Source organism: [Pantoea] beijingensis (assembly GCF_022647505.1).
Taxonomy (GTDB): Bacteria; Pseudomonadota; Gammaproteobacteria; order Enterobacterales; family Enterobacteriaceae; genus Erwinia; species Erwinia beijingensis.
Genome location: NZ_CP071409.1, coordinates 1,011,387 through 1,026,681, shown reverse-complemented (window position 1 = coordinate 1,026,681; position 15,295 = coordinate 1,011,387). Strand labels below are relative to the sequence as shown.

Sequence of the window (15,295 nt, the reverse complement as noted above, 5' to 3'; positions counted from 1 at the left end):
CTCAAATTTTCAAGGTTATTGACCTGAATATTGGCGAAAAAAAGCACAAACTGGATCGTCTTGAATCACAAGGTTATATCAGCCAGACTAAACTTGCCAGACGGCCAGTTACGCCGTCTCGCCGCCAGGAGAAAAAGTTGTCGGGTTGCGAAACGGTACAAAGCCCGCCCCCGCTAACGGAATGAACCCCTATAGCTTCAAGCCGCTGGCGCGCTAATTGCCAGATATCAGCATAATATTTATCCCCTGCCGCCCGAAAAGCGAGAGCGGCCTGCGCATCTTTAGCAACAAATGCATCATAGACATCGACACCTACCTCAAACGCATTCGGTCCAATTGCCGGCCCAAGCCAAGCATGGATACTGCTCACTGGACAATCAAAGTTGCGAATAGTCGCTTCCAATACACCAGCGCAAAGCCCCCGCCAGCCGGCATGAGCCGCAGCGACCTGCGTACCGTCATCAGAGCAAAATAGCACAGGTAAACAATCAGCCGTCATCGCCGCACAAACCACACCCGATTGTCTGGTCCAGGCGGCATCGGCGCGCACTGACTCGGGCAGACTGTCGTTTAAACGTAGTACATCTGTACCATGTACCTGTTCCATCCAGACAGGCATTGAGGGCAACCCTGCAAGCGCTATCAACGTTTCTCGGTTATTTTCTACATCCGCCAGATTATCCCCGACGTGGCTACCCAGGTTTAGTGAATCCCAGGGGGCCTTACTGGCGCCGCCCCATCGAGTTGTTGAACATGCTTGCACATTCGCGGGGGCCGGCCAGTCAGGAATAATCAACGTATTCATAGCCAATCCAGTTGATCTTTAAACTCTTCGGTATCCGCTTTCAATGCATTCACCAAATCGACCATATCCTGCGGTAACGGTGCATGCCATTCCATTTCAATCCCGGAGATCGGATGATAGAGGCGAAGCATGGTTGCGTGTAGCGCCTGGCGATCGAAGCTGCGTAACGTTGCGATAAAAGCTTCCGATGCCCCTTTCGGTGGGCGGGGACGTCCACCATAGAGCTGATCGCCAACCAATGGATGGTTGATATGTGCCATGTGCACGCGAATCTGGTGTGTACGTCCGGTCTCAAGACGCAGCCGCAAACGCGTATGGGCACGGAAATGTTCCATAATACGATAATGGGTCGTCGCTGGTTTCCCCATAGGGTGAACCGCCATATGTGTGCGTTTGGTCGAATGACGGCTAATTGGTTCATTTACCGAACCGCCCGCTGTCATATTGCCGATCGCCACAGCTTCATACTCACGCGTAATTTCCCGTAGTTGCAGTGACTCAACCAAATGGGTCTGTGCCGGAACCGTTTTTGCTACCACCATTAATCCGGTAGTATCTTTATCCAGTCGATGGACAATTCCCGCACGAGGAACGTCGGCAATCTCAGGATAATAATGTAATAACGCATTCAGTACCGTACCATCGGGATTTCCGGCACCGGGATGTACGACTAAATCCCGAGGCTTGTTAATCACGAGGATATCGTCATCCTCATAGACAATATTGAGTGCAATATCCTGCGCTTCCCAGCGCACATCTTCTTCAATTTCAGCATTGATTGCGACTTGTTCGCCGCCCAACACTTTTTCTTTCGGCCTATCAACCACGTTGCCATTTACCATCACACGGCGGTCAAGGATCCATTCTTTTATGCGAGAACGTGAATAATCAGGGAACAATTCCGCTAAAGCCTGATCTAAGCGTTGTCCGAGTTGTGATTCGGACACCGTTGCGGTGAGTTGTACTTGTTGTGCCATAAACAGCTTCTTCGTTAACGTTGGGTTTTCACGGCGATGCCGTTTAATATAATGTGCTATCGTACATGGTCACTAAAGGGAGCTTAACGGACAGCTTCCGCAATAACACTCTGAGGATAATCAAATCGTCATGACGCGTATGAAATATCTGGTGGCTGCAGCCACGTTGAGCCTGGCGCTGGTCGGTTGTTCCAGCTCCAAGGATGTGGTGCCTGACAGCCCGCCATCTGAGCTCTATGCCACGGCCCAGCAAAAACTGCAGGACGGTAACTTTAAAGGAGCAATAACGCAACTGGAAGCGCTCGATAACCGCTATCCGTTTGGTCCTTACTCCCAGCAAGTTCAGCTAGATCTGATCTACGCTTACTATAAAAATGCCGATTTGCCGATGGCACAAGCGGCAATTGAGCGCTTTATGCGCCTGAACCCGACGCACCCAAACATCGACTACGTCATTTATATGAAGGGTCTGACGGATATGGCGCTGGATGATTCGGCGTTACAAGGGTTCTTCGGTGTTGATCGTTCAGACCGTGACCCTGAGCATGCGCGTGATGCTTTTCGAGATTTCTCGCAGTTGCTGCGCGGTTATCCGAACAGTCAATATGCGGCTGATGCCAGAAAACGACTGATATATCTGAAAGATCGTCTGGCTAAATACGAACTTTCCGTCGCACAATTCTATACTAAGCGTGGTGCTTATGTCGCGGTTGTTAATCGTGTAGAGCAAATGATGAGAGATTACCCCGATACGCAAGCAACACGCACGGCTTTACCTCTAATGGAAAGTGCTTATCGCCAGCTTCAGCTAAATGCCGAAGCGGATAAGGTTGCACAAATTATTAGTGCTAATAAATCCTGACGCGGTTTATACGTAAAATGGCAGCCTAAGGGCTGCCATTTTTTTCCAAAACATGTCACTTCTGGCATTTTTCAGCCGAGTTATCCAGTCAATAATGCGCTGTAATAGTGTTACCAGCAACCCCTTTAGCGGGATTTATCAGCCCATCTCACAAATTTCTTTCAACTGACAAAAAGTGACAATTTTTCGTGATCTTAATCACGCATTGGAGACTTTTTCGCGCTATGCTGAATTCACCAAGACGGAAATGACAGAGAGGTAACGACTATGGTTCTGAACATTACCAGCAAGCAAATGGAAATCACCGCGGCTATCCGCCAGCATGTCGAAGACCGTCTCGCGAAGCTCGAAAAATGGCAAACTCATCTGATAAATCCGCACATTGTTCTATCAAAAGAGCCGAAAGAATTTGTCGCTGATGCCACCATCAACACGCCAAATGGCCCGCTAATCGCCAGCGCAAAAAATGAAGATATGTACGCGGCAGTGAATGAGCTGATTAATAAACTGGAGCGCCAGTTGAACAAGGTTCAGCATAAAGGCGAAGCGCGTCGTGCAGGTTCCAGCGTAAAAGATTTGAGTGTGGTGGACCAGGAGTAATGCAAGCAGCGTAATGAACGCGCCCCGCGGCGCGTTTTTTATTGACAGCCATAAATTGCAGCGGTTACTGTAAACACTCGTTCTTGACGGAAAATATCATGAAACTACAACCGTTTTTCTTCGCATTCTTTTTTACCTTCCCATGACCGGGGGGCAATTCGTCGTGTAAGAATGAATGCGAAGACGAACAACAAAGCCTCCCAAGCGGAGGCTTTTTTTTTGGACATACGACAGGTAGCGATATGAACCCCGAAACCCCTTTACTGGCACTGCGCGATAAGATCAGCGCCGTTGATGAAAAATTACTCGCCCTGCTCTCGCAACGTCGAATGTTGGCGATTGAAGTAGCAAAGGCCAAAATGACCACCCATCGCCCTATTCGTGATATTGAACGCGAGCGCGCGCTACTTGAGCATCTCATTACGTTGGGGAAAAACCACCAGCTTGATGCACATTATATCACCCGCTTGTTCCAGCAAATTATTGAAGATTCAGTGCTGACCCAGCAGGCATTGCTGCAAAAGCATCTCAATAAAACCCATGCCAGCTCTGCCCGTATTGCTTTTCTCGGACCTAAAGGCTCTTATTCGCATCTCGCCGCACGTAACTATGCCGCACGCCACTTTGAGACATTTGTTGAAAGCGGTTGCCTTAAATTTCATGAAATTATTCATCAGGTTGAAGCAGGCCAAGCTGACTATGCTGTTTTACCAATAGAAAACACCAGTTCCGGCTCCATTAATGACGTTTACGACCTATTACAGCAAACGAGCTTGTCTATTGTTGGTGAAATGACAATTCCCATCAATCATTGTGTTCTGGTTTCGGGAGCGACCGACTTACAACAAATCGAAACTGTTTATAGCCATCCTCAACCCTTCCAGCAATGTAGCCAGTTTATTAATCGTTTTCCGCACTGGAAAATTGAATACACTGAAAGCACCGCTGCCGCGATGGAAAAAGTAGCAGAGATGGGTTCACCGCACGTGGCGGCATTGGGTAGCGAAGCTGGAGGAGAGTTATATCATTTACAAGTTCTGGAGCGCAATCTGGCCAACCAAAAGCAGAACATCACACGTTTCATTATTCTGGCCCGCAAACCTATTGAGGTTTCAGATCAAGTACCCGCTAAAACCACATTAATTATGGCAACGGGACAACAAGCAGGCGCATTGGTTGAAGCCCTTCTGGTGTTGCGCCAGCATAATTTAATTATGAGCAAGCTAGAGTCACGTCCCATTAATGGCAATCCCTGGGAAGAGATGTTTTATTTGGATGTGCAGGGAAATTTGCGTTCAGTAGAGATGCAACAAGCACTGAATGAGCTCACTGCGATTACCCGTTCACTAAAAGTGCTGGGATGCTACCCAAGCGAGAATGTGATTCCTGCTGAACCTCAATAACCGCTTGCTAGAAATACGGGGCAGTTCAATAGCCAGCATTAACTTTTAAACTATACAGTCAATCGGGAAGAATAAGCCCTTTTATGATGGACTCACTCACGGGCAGAGTGTCTGATTCAGATTCATTTACACATTGAGACGGGGCACGCAGCTGCCGCATGATTCTTCTGGTGGCAAACCATCGTTTACCTGCCACCTCTTATCGTTATATCATGGAATATATAACGATAAGAGGATTAAAGGGTATGCGTAAACTTCAGTGGGTATTTTGTTTTATGTTTCTTCTTGGCCTGCAACCCTTTTACGCGCAGGCTTCACGCCAGGTGACCGACCAGCTTGGCCGAAAAGTGACAATCCCGGATCGTGTGGACCGGGTGGTTGTTCTTCAGCACCAAACTCTTAACCTACTCGTTCAGCTTGACGCCACTAAAACCATGGTCGGCATTTTGGGCAACTGGAAACAGCAGTTGGGTGATAACTATCAGCGGCTTGTTCCCGATCTGAACAACATTCCTGCACTTGGCGATCTCACACATGTCGATCTTGAAAAGTTGGTCGCATTACGGCCGCAAGTTGTCTTTGTCACTAATTATGCTCCGCAAGAGATGATTGACCAGATACAGCATCTCGGTATCGCCGTTATCGCTATTTCTCTACGCAGCGATGACAACCAACAGCAGAATAAGCTCAACCCGGAGTTACAGGATGAAGAACAAGCCTACAACCAGGGGATAAGGGATGGCATACGCCTTATTGGCACAGTGATAAATCATCAGGCCCAGGCAGAAGATCTGATTAAAGCAACCTTCACACAGCGCCAACAAGTCAGCGAACGTCTTAAAACTATTCCCCCTGAACAGCGCATCCGTGTTTATATGGCTAATCCCGACCTCACAACTTATGGATCAGGAAAATATACCGGACTGATGATGGCCCACGCTGGTGCGCTAAACGTAGCAGCTGCAACGGTTAAGGGATTTAAGCAAGTTTCGATGGAGCAAATCCTTGCCTGGAACCCTCAGGTGATTTTTGTGCAGGATCGCTATCCGCAAGTTATCAATGAGATCAACCAACAACCCGCCTGGCAAGCCGTCGATGCCGTAAAGAATCACCGTGTTTATCTCATGCCGGAATATGCCAAGGCTTGGGGTTACCCAATGCCAGAAGCGATGGCCTTGGGTGAATTGTGGATGGCGCAAAAACTTTACCCGGCACAATTCAGTGACATTGATATGCATAAGCGGGCAGATAGCTGGTATCAGCGTTTTTACCGCACTCACTACAGCGGGAACGATTGATGGAGACTATCCGGGTACTCGCAGCTGGCAGCCTACGCCTCGTGTGGCCTGATATACTCACGGCTTTCGCTCAGCTCAGTGCCCAGCCCGTCACCACCGCTTTTGGTCCCGCGGGCCTTCTGCGACAACGTATTGAATTGGCCGAATCCTGCGATCTGTTTGTTTCAGCAAATGTTACGCACCCACAAACACTTCTGGACACAGGGAAGGCCTTAAGCGTAATGATTTTCAGCCACAATCAACTTTGCCTGACGATGTCGCAACGGCTTGCACAACAGCAACGCACCTGGATTGATCTTCTCAGCGATCCTGCGTTGCAAGTGGCCACATCTACTCCGATTAGCGATCCCTCTGGAGATTATACCTGGGCACTCTTTAACCATATTGAAAAAAATCATCCAGAGGCAGGAAAAGCGCTGAAGCAGCGTGCGCGAGCACTAGTTGGCGGGGCGGATTCACTCGTTGTACCGGAGGGCGAGCTGGCAGCAGAATGGATAATTAGACAGCAGTTGGCCGATATTTTTATCGGCTACCAGAGTTATGCACTCCGATTATGCAATTGCGACAATATCGCCGTAATGGAAATTCCTGCTTCGTATCAAATCCGCGCTAACTACGCTTTTGCGGTTTGTCATCCCAGAGCGCAGTTATTAGCATCATTTTTAGTTTCCGAACGAGCGCAGTCAATTTTAGAGAGGGAAGGCTTTATACCGCTTAACAGGTAAGACAGTAAAATCAAACCTGCCGCACATTAGATCGCGAAGAATAAGGCCGCTGTCGGCCTTATCATCTAACGTTATTGGCGGTTATCATTTGCCTGGCGCAGAAGCGTACGGCTTTCAACCAGAAAACGCTTGGCGTAATCGCCAAACCAGTGCTCAACTTTACGGAAACTATCAATAAACGCCTGTTTATCACCTTTTTCCAGTAACGTAATCGCCTCGCCAAAACGCTGATAATAACGTTTTATCAGCGCCAGGTTGCTCTCCGAAGACATGATGATATCAGCATAAAGCTGTGGATCCTGCGCGAACAGTCTCCCTACCATCGCCAGTTCAAGACGATAAATAGGCGAAGAAAGCGCCAACAACTGCTCAAGTTGCACATTTTCTTCAGCAAGGTGTAAACCATAGGCAAACGTAGCAAAATGGCGCAATGCCTGAATAAACGCCATATTCTGGTCATGCTCAACCGCACTGATACGATGTAAACGTGCACCCCATACCTGAATCTGCTCCAGGAACCACTGATAAGCTTCTGGCTGACGTCCATCGCACCACACCACCACCTGCTTTGCCAGACTACCGCTATCAGGGCCAAACATCGGATGTAACCCCAATACCGGACCACTATGCGCTGCAAGCATCGCCTGGAGTGGCGGGTTCTTAACAGAGGCCAAATCGACTAAAATACAGTCATCAGGAAGTGGAGGAAGGCTCGCAATAACGCGTTCTGTAAGATGAATCGGCACACTGATAATTACCATGCCCGCATCGCTGAGTAACGTGTCTGCCTGATGCCAGTCATCCTTATCAAGAATTTTCACCTGATAGCCTGAAAGTGTCAGCATCTTCTCAAACAAGCACCCCATCTGCCCTTTCCCTCCAACAATAACAACGGAACGCAGTTCAGGGCACAGAGTTTTAAAGCCTTTATCATTTTCACTGGAGTAGGACTCGCGCATCACGCGGCGCAAAACATCCTCAATTAAATCGGGCGGAACACCCAGTGATTCCGCCTCTTTACGGCGTGAAGCCAGCATCGAAGCTTCACGCTCAGGTACATAAATAGGTAATCCGTAACGGCTTTTTACTTCGCCAACTTCAGCGACCAAATCAAGCCTTCTGGCCAGCAGATCGAGCAGCGCTTTATCAACTTCATCAATTTGATCGCGTAGCGCGGTCAGTTCAGCCACCATAATTAATCCTCTTTTGATAACCGCGCCGTCAGCACCCCGCTCAGATCCTGATGAATCTCACGCAGTAGCGTCTCAGTCGATTCCCAGTTAATGCAGGCATCCGTCACGGACACGCCGTAACGCATCTGGCTACGAGGTTGTTCGGACGTCTGGTTACCTTCATTAAGGTTACTTTCCAACATCAAACCAATAATCGAGCGGTTACCATCTTTGATCTGCGCGACGGCTGATTCCGCTACACCTGGCTGGCGGCGATAGTCTTTATTTGAATTACCATGGCTGCAATCTATCATCAAGGCCGGGCGGAGTCCCGCCTTCAGCATCTCTTTTTCACACTGCGCAACATCGTCCGGACTATAATTTGGGGCTTTACCGCCACGTAGAATTACATGTCCATCCGGATTACCCTGCGTTTTTAACAAGCAAACCTGACCGGCCTGATTAATGCCTACAAAGCGATGCGGCATAGCAGCAGCGCGCATTGCGTTAATAGCAGTATCAAGACTGCCGTCCGTACCGTTTTTAAAACCAACTGGCATTGATAAACCTGATGCCATTTCACGATGGGTTTGTGATTCCGTGGTGCGCGCGCCAATCGCCGACCAGCTAAAAAGATCGCCAAGGTATTGCGGGCTATTAGGATCCAGCGCTTCAGTGGCTAGCGGCAGCCCCATCTCCACCAAATTGACCAGCAGTTGACGAGCAATATGCAGACCCGCTTCCATATCAAAGGAGTTATCCATATAAGGATCGTTGATCAGCCCTTTCCAACCGACAGTGGTACGAGGCTTTTCAAAATAGACGCGCATGACGATATACAGTTGGTCCTTCAACTGTTCAGAGAGGTTTTTCAGATGACGAGCATATTCTAACGCAGCTTCAGGATCGTGGATTGAACATGGACCGCACACCACCAGCAGACGATGATCTTCACCGCGGATGATATCTGAAATAGTCTGCCGGGAAGCGGCAATCTGCGCTTCAAGCTGGGCATTCAAAGGAAACTGCTTTTTCAGCTCTTCCGGGGTGATTAATATTTGCTCATCTGCAATATGAACATTATTCAGCGCGTCTTTTTGCATAATCCTGATCCTTTTTCTCTCGTTTGCATTCGTCATGATCCTCACGCTCAATGAGGTCGAAGACACTCTACCATAAAATGTAAAATATGTAATCCATATGCGTACAGTTTATTTACCACATGCAGTTATTTATTTGCAAAAACAAAACTTAAACATAAATATCAAATACTTATAAAAATAAAAAACAAATTAATTGTAAATTAAACTTTACAGTCATTTATAAACATAACGCTTCTATGCTTAATAAGCAGGTGAGTATCAACTGATATCGGAAGCAGTCCTTACGTTGCTGTTTATCAACCATCATTATTGGTGACGGCACGGAAGAGAAAACCACGCTGAATTTGCAACATAGGGTTGTGGGTTGTGGGTTGTGGGTTGTGGGTTGTGGGTTGTGGGTTGTGGGTTGTGGGTTGTGGGTTGTGGGTTGTGGGTTGTGGCCAATATAAACAGCTGGCAGAAATGACTTTGCCAGCTGTTTTATTGAATTTATTCAAATAATAATACAGAGAAGCGATATAAGCCTGAACCTGAACGCCTCCCTTACCTCACTCTTTTTACTATCGGCGTTAAAAAGCCTGCCACTCTATAAAAGATACGGTTACGCGAATCGTTACCTGAACGTTATCAATCCGACTCATCGGCGCTATTCTCCAACATCCGAAACCCACGCTCCGGGCATGGGCTGTGTCTTAGGTTCAGTCATTCCAATCACTCTCCGCTCCATTTGCAGCGCGTTGAGTTGTTCACGCGATGTCACTTGAGTCAATGTCGCACGATCGACTGGCCCCGCCGTACCTGATGAGCCCACAGACTCACTACTGGCATGTGAGGATGATGCTCCGTTACCCGATGGATTGCGTGCTGCATCACTCTCAGACGTCAGGCTTTCCCGCGCACTCACGTAACTACTGGTGCTGCCCAATGAAGTTTTGTCGGAATCTTGCTGGGCAGAGGCCTCAGAACTTACCCGCGCCTCCGACCGTATAGAACCGGAGGGACTCGGGGTAGTCCCGTCGGGCAAAGTACCCACGTTCTCATTGTTCCTCAGTGAAATATTGCCGGAACCTTGCTGGACAGAAGTCTCAGAGCTGCTTTCGGGCTGATTAATATCAGGCGATAATGATGCTTCACTCGCAGTATCACCTGATGCTTCCGTGCCGCTACCTAACCAGTTTTTTGGTTCCAGCAGAGGATGATTGTTGAAGAACGAATCAATAGCCTGATCGTTATGTCCAGGTGCTGGACCTGCAATCGTGCCTGCTATCCCCTGAGCAGCATAAGCGGCTGCAGCTGAAAGAATATTAACCGCTTGCTCTACCGTTTGCTTTGCCGCAGCACTCATGGTGCTGCCTTCCATGCCCTGACGTGTCAAATTTCTTAAAGCATTAACACCACCAAGTCCGGCTCCCAGCGTCATTATTTCCGCCACCATATTCCCGGAGAGTGGGTTCACAATCCCTTTAGCCAACTCACGCGGCGACACTAAACTCTGCAGCGCAGACAGTAATCTTTTTTTCCCGCCTGACAACATCTGATCGCTAACGCTGGTGTTATCCAACTCTACAAAACGCTCTCGCCAGTCATTGCGGCCCAATAAAAACTCCGGGCCATTCAGACTATTTTTTTTATGGCTTAATACCGCACTTAGTGCGCCGGCAGCGGGCGTGAGTAAGGTGCCCATTGCGGTATTCACTTTCTGAAGCCCCGCATCTGACAATGTTGCTGCTGCACCTACTGCAGCCAGACCATTCACCACATTACGAGCATCAAATCCCAAGCCACCTATCACCGCATGCTTCAGGTTGTAAGCGTATCCTTCGCGACGTGAAACCAACGTCTGCATTTCTGGTACAAGGTGTTCTTTATCTGCATCCATCCATGTAGCATCTTTTAGCGCTTTCGACAGCACTTTGTCAGAAAAGGCCTTCAGCACCATCGCCATCCCACCACCGGACAAACCATTAATGACATCCGCTGCCATCGATCCTGGAACCGCATGCCGTGCATCTCCGATCGCTTTTCCTAGCGCCGCACCCGGGAAGCCTGATACGGCAAAAGAGACGGTAGCAATAGTGTTAGACAGCGCAGCGGTCCAGGTGTCGAGCTTCTCCCCTTTATCTAATACGGCCCTTATGCTATCCGGTTTATACCCCATGCTATCCAGCTCGGTTGCTCGCGAGTTAACTAATTCGTGCATATCCTCGCCGCCAGTGAAATAGTTACGTAATAACTTGCTGATAGCATCGATATTTTCCTGGCCTTTCCCGGTAACACTCTGGGTAGTGCTGACACTACGAGTACTGTGCTGATTATTAGTACGGCCAGCCTCATCGCCGATGACAGATTGCTCATGGGATAGATCCCTGGCAGGTTGACTATACTGCGCCCCAATTCCGTTCATAACGCTCACCCCATAAAGTAATGACACGTGCAGCCTGATCATGGTAACGCCAACCATACTTACAGTAGTGAAAGACATGCTTACTCTGAAATGCTGGCGCCCGGCCTGCTAGCACAGGATATGATTGGGTAGTGGCTGAGTCGATTTGGTTGCAGAGAACATCTACTTTATTGCGGGAATGTGAGGCGGCTCAAAATGTACCAACAACGGTATAAGTGCCCTTTGCTGCTGGATATATTGGCGAATCAAATAAAAAAGGGGCCAGCATTACGCCAACCCCTTGATAAATATTAACTATTTTGGACGGCGTGAGCCGTTTATTAGTTAAGACGCTCTTTGATACGAGCTGACTTACCAGTACGCTCACGCAGGTAGTACAGTTTGGCCTTACGCACGGCACCACGACGTTTCACAGTAATGCTGTCGATTACCGGTGAGTGTGTTTGGAAAACACGCTCAACACCTTCGCCGTTAGAAATCTTACGAACAGTGAATGCAGAGTGCAGACCGCGGTTACGAATAGCGATAACCACGCCCTCGAATGCCTGCAGACGTTTTTTAGAACCTTCAACGACCCATACTTTCACTTCCACGGAATCACCCGGACGGAATGAAGGTACGTCCTGTTTCATCTGCTCTTGTTCAATTTGCTTGATAATGTTGCTCATAATTAAATCTCTTATCCTGGGTAAACTGATAGTTAAGGAGACCAGCCTAAGGCTTATCTTCCGTATCATCGTTTTGTTGCCTGCTGAATTCTTTTTGGAACTCAGACAGCAACCTTGCTTGCTCTTCAGTCAGAGCCAGGTTTTCCAGAAGTTCAGGTCTTCTAAGCCAGGTACGGCCCAGCGACTGTTTCAGGCGCCACCGGCGAATATCGGCATGGTTTCCCGACAGCAATACTGCGGGGACATCCATCCCTTCTAACACTTCAGGTCGGGTGTAGTGCGGGCAGTCCAACAATCCTTCGGAAAACGAATCTTCCTCTGCTGACGCCTGCTTACCCAGTACGCCGGGGATAAACCGGGACACCGAGTCAATTAGCGTCATTGCTGGCAGCTCACCACCACTAAGAACATAATCACCAATCGACCATTCTTCATCGATTTCGGTTTTAATTACGCGCTCGTCTATCCCTTCGTAGCGACCACAAACCAGAATTAACTTCTGCTGGGTTGCCAGTTCACAAACGCCGACCTGGTCGAGTTTGCGCCCCTGAGGTGAAAGATAAATCACCTTTGCACCATCTCCTGCCGCCGCTTTTGCTGCGTGGATGGCATCCCGTAAAGGTTGTACCATCATTAGCATTCCCGGTCCGCCACCGTAAGGACGATCGTCTACGGTACGGTGCCGATCATGAGCGAAATCACGAGGACTCCAACTCTGAATGCTGAGCAGGCCATTTTTTACTGCCCGGCCAGTTACCCCGTAATCGGTAATTGCGCGAAACATCTCTGGAAACAGGCTTATCACCCCAATCCACATTGATTCTGCCGCCTGATTACCGTTTAGTTCGGAGGTCAAAAACCAGGATCCCAATCTACTTCAATGGTGCCGGTAGTGAGATCGACATTCTTGATAACCTGTTCATCAAGAAACGGAATTAACCGCTCCTTCACACCGAATGCATCTTTCAGGTTTGCCTTTACGACGAGAACGTCGTTTGAACCGGTTTCCATCAGCTCAGTGACTTTACCCAGCTCATAGCCTTTGGTGGTGACAACCTGGCAACCAATAAGGTCTTTCCAGTAATAATCACCACTATCCAGCTCTGGCAACTGCTCGGAATCCACAACAATCTCGCAATTGGTGAACAGCCCGGCACTATCACGATCGTCAATGCCTTTGACTTTGATGATCATGTCCTGATTATGGCGCTTCCAGCCTTCCAGCTCGACAAGCTGCCATTGACCCGCACGCTGGATAAACCACGGCTGATAGTCAAAAATATTTTCGGCGTCTTCGGTGGAGGAAAACACTTTGAGCCAACCACGAATACCATAGGCAGCACCCATTTTGCCGAGTATTAACGGCTTAACAGGTGCTCTGGCGGTGAGTTGCTTGCTCATGTTGACCACCGTAACAGATTAAGCTGCTTTTTTTGCTTGCTTGATCAGCGCGCTAACGCGATCGGAAAGCGTTGCGCCCTGGCCAACCCAGTGCTCGATACGGTCCAGATCCAAACGCAGTGGTTCAGCCTGACCTGAAGCGATCGGGTTGAAGAAACCAACGCGCTCGATAAAACGACCGTTGCGTGCATTGCGGCTGTCAGTGACGACGACCTGATAGAACGGACGCTTTTTCGCGCCGTGACGTGCCAAACGAATTGTTACCATAACATCCTCTTTAGTTAATAAAACAACCGGGCCCCATTGAGGGAACGGGGCCCGGGTGCAATATAAAAAGCCCGAAAATTTTACTCATTTTGGCGCAAAAAGCAATCTAAAGCTGATTAAGCTTTTGCGCCGTCCCATCTTCGGACCAACTCAGCGACCAGGGAAACCTGGAGGCATCATACCTTTCATGCCGCGCATCATCTTGGCCATGCCGCCCTTCTTCATTTTTTTCATCATCCGCTGCATGTCATCAAACTGCTTTAGCATACGGTTAACGTCTTGCACCTGCATACCCGAACCAGTAGCAATACGGCGCTTACGCGAACCCTTAATTATTTCTGGTTTCTCACGCTCTTTACGCGTCATGGAGTTAATCATTGCCTCCATGCGCACCAGAACTTTGTCATCCATCTGCGATTTTACATTGTCGGGAATCTGTCCCATGCCTGGCAGTTTGCCCATCAGACTGGCCATTCCGCCCATATTACGCATCTGTTTCAACTGCTCAAGGAAGTCGTTGAGATCGAAACCATCGCCTTTTTTCAGCTTATTCGCCAGCTTCTCAGCCTGTGCGCGGTCAACCTTACTTTCGATATCTTCAATCAGCGAGAGTACATCGCCCATGCCGAGAATACGTGAAGCAATACGGTCGGGGTAGAACGGTTCAAGCGCGTCAGTTTTTTCCCCAACCCCCATGAACTTGATCGGCTTGCCGGTAATATGGCGGATAGAGAGCGCTGCACCACCACGCGCATCACCGTCAACCTTAGTCAATACCACACCCGTTAACGGCAGTGCTTCATTGAAGGCTTTCGCGGTATTCGCGGCATCCTGGCCGGTCATGGCATCAACGACAAACAGCGTTTCCACTGGCTTAATCGCCGCGTGTATCTGCTTGATTTCGTCCATCATCGCTTCGTCGACGTGCAGTCGGCCTGCGGTATCCACCAGCAAAACGTCATAGAACTTGAGTTTTGCCTGCTGCAGCGCGTTATTAACGATATCGATCGGTTTCTGGCTCAGATCGGATGGGCAGAAATCAACGTCAACCTGCTCAGCCAGGGTTTCCAACTGCCGTATTGCTGCCGGACGATAGACGTCTGCAGACACCACCAGCACTTTCTTTTTATGCTTTTCACGCAGGAATTTGCCCAATTTGGCAACGCTGGTCGTTTTACCCGCGCCCTGCAGACCAGCCATCAGTACTACGGCAGGAGGCTGTGCCGCCAGATTCAGAGTGTTGTTCTCTTCCCCCATCGCGGCCACGAGTTCGTTCCTGACAATCTTGACGAACTCCTGACCTGGCGTCAGGCTTTTATTAACTTCATGACCAACCGCGCGCTCTTTAACACGATTGATAAAATCACGAACCACCGGAAGCGCAACGTCAGCCTCCAGTAGCGCCATGCGCACTTCACGCAGGGTCTCTTTGATGTTCTCTTCGGTCAGCCTTCCACGGCCGCTGATATTGCGCAGGGTCTGCGACAAACGATCGGTTAAATTATCAAACATTGTCTCTCGCTCAACGTATAAGAGAGGCCGCCCAGGCGACACAATCGGCGGATTATAACACGAAGCGAAGACGATCTCTGCAATCGACGTTGAGATCG

16 protein-coding genes and 1 other annotated feature are annotated in these 15,295 nt (G+C 49.0%); of the genes, 6 read left to right on the top strand and 10 right to left on the bottom strand.

The genetic code is table 11. From position 1 onward, the window contains the following. Positions 1-73 precede the first annotated feature (73 nt). Both yfiH and rluD read right to left on the bottom strand, forming a co-directional pair. Positions 74-805, bottom strand: coding sequence for a purine nucleoside phosphorylase YfiH (yfiH, locus tag J1C60_RS04615; RefSeq protein ID WP_128178440.1), 732 nt, complete (start codon positions 803-805; stop codon positions 74-76). Further along, a complete protein-coding gene (gene rluD, locus J1C60_RS04610) occupies positions 802-1,782 on the bottom strand; it encodes a 23S rRNA pseudouridine(1911/1915/1917) synthase RluD (protein ID WP_128178439.1) in 981 nt (326 codons plus the stop codon). The genes yfiH and rluD overlap by 4 nt, the downstream gene beginning before the upstream one ends. A 130-nt stretch (positions 1,783-1,912) precedes the next feature. Here rluD and bamD point away from each other — a divergent pair, with 130 nt between their 5' ends. The 6 genes from bamD to J1C60_RS04580 all read left to right on the top strand — a co-directional run bounded on the left by bamD (position 1,913) and on the right by J1C60_RS04580 (position 6,670). Then, a complete protein-coding gene (bamD, locus tag J1C60_RS04605; protein WP_128178438.1) occupies positions 1,913-2,644 on the top strand; it encodes an outer membrane protein assembly factor BamD in 732 nt (243 codons plus the stop codon). A gap of 267 nt (positions 2,645-2,911) precedes the next feature. Beyond that, positions 2,912-3,244: a ribosome-associated translation inhibitor RaiA gene (gene raiA, locus J1C60_RS04600; protein WP_128178437.1), complete on the top strand. Its 333-nt coding sequence runs from the start codon at positions 2,912-2,914 to the stop codon at positions 3,242-3,244. 97 nt (positions 3,245-3,341) lie between these two features. After that, positions 3,342-3,465 (top strand) — a sequence feature (Phe leader region). Then, positions 3,343-3,390 (top strand): pheA operon leader peptide PheL, encoded by a 48-nt coding sequence (gene pheL / locus J1C60_RS04595; protein WP_195761729.1) that lies wholly within the window; start codon positions 3,343-3,345, stop codon positions 3,388-3,390. Its footprint overlaps the feature before it by 48 nt. 21 nt (positions 3,466-3,486) lie before the next feature. Further along, positions 3,487-4,647 (top strand): bifunctional chorismate mutase/prephenate dehydratase, encoded by a 1,161-nt coding sequence (gene pheA / locus J1C60_RS04590; RefSeq protein WP_128178436.1) that lies wholly within the window; start codon positions 3,487-3,489, stop codon positions 4,645-4,647. Positions 4,648-4,892: 245 nt separating this feature from the next. Further along, positions 4,893-5,945, top strand: a complete 1,053-nt coding sequence (locus tag J1C60_RS04585) for an ABC transporter substrate-binding protein (protein ID WP_128178435.1) — start codon at positions 4,893-4,895, stop codon at positions 5,943-5,945. Continuing rightward, positions 5,945-6,670 carry a substrate-binding domain-containing protein gene (locus tag J1C60_RS04580; protein WP_128178434.1) on the top strand — a complete coding sequence of 242 codons (726 nt, stop codon included), beginning with the start codon at positions 5,945-5,947 and terminating at the stop codon, positions 6,668-6,670. Before J1C60_RS04585 ends, J1C60_RS04580 begins: the two co-directional genes overlap by 1 nt. A 71-nt stretch (positions 6,671-6,741) precedes the next feature. On the opposite strand, the gene tyrA is transcribed toward J1C60_RS04580, so the two are convergent. The 8 genes from tyrA to ffh all read right to left on the bottom strand — a co-directional run bounded on the left by tyrA (position 6,742) and on the right by ffh (position 15,197). Next, the gene (tyrA, locus tag J1C60_RS04575; RefSeq protein ID WP_128178433.1) at positions 6,742-7,863 is read right to left on the bottom strand and encodes a bifunctional chorismate mutase/prephenate dehydrogenase; all 1,122 of its coding nucleotides are present in this window, start codon (positions 7,861-7,863) and stop codon (positions 6,742-6,744) included. Between the two features lie 2 nt (positions 7,864-7,865). After that, entirely contained in the window at positions 7,866-8,945 is a 1,080-nt protein-coding gene (locus tag J1C60_RS04570) for a 3-deoxy-7-phosphoheptulonate synthase (RefSeq protein WP_128178432.1), read from the bottom strand. Between the two features lie 646 nt (positions 8,946-9,591). Continuing rightward, entirely contained in the window at positions 9,592-11,349 is a 1,758-nt protein-coding gene (locus J1C60_RS04565; RefSeq protein ID WP_128178431.1) for a hypothetical protein, read from the bottom strand. A gap of 320 nt (positions 11,350-11,669) precedes the next feature. Beyond that, positions 11,670-12,017, bottom strand: a complete 348-nt coding sequence (gene rplS / locus J1C60_RS04560; protein WP_031374778.1) for a 50S ribosomal protein L19 — start codon at positions 12,015-12,017, stop codon at positions 11,670-11,672. Positions 12,018-12,063: 46 nt separating this feature from the next. Then, positions 12,064-12,834 carry a tRNA (guanosine(37)-N1)-methyltransferase TrmD gene (gene trmD, locus J1C60_RS04555; protein WP_375139788.1) on the bottom strand — a complete coding sequence of 257 codons (771 nt, stop codon included), beginning with the start codon at positions 12,832-12,834 and terminating at the stop codon, positions 12,064-12,066. 35 nt (positions 12,835-12,869) lie between these two features. Beyond that, entirely contained in the window at positions 12,870-13,418 is a 549-nt protein-coding gene (rimM, locus tag J1C60_RS04550) for a ribosome maturation factor RimM (RefSeq protein ID WP_128178429.1), read from the bottom strand. A gap of 18 nt (positions 13,419-13,436) precedes the next feature. Then, positions 13,437-13,685: a 30S ribosomal protein S16 gene (gene rpsP, locus J1C60_RS04545; RefSeq protein ID WP_128178428.1), complete on the bottom strand. Its 249-nt coding sequence runs from the start codon at positions 13,683-13,685 to the stop codon at positions 13,437-13,439. A gap of 150 nt (positions 13,686-13,835) precedes the next feature. Continuing rightward, entirely contained in the window at positions 13,836-15,197 is a 1,362-nt protein-coding gene (gene ffh, locus J1C60_RS04540; RefSeq protein ID WP_128178427.1) for a signal recognition particle protein, read from the bottom strand. Positions 15,198-15,295: the final 98 nt, after the last annotated feature.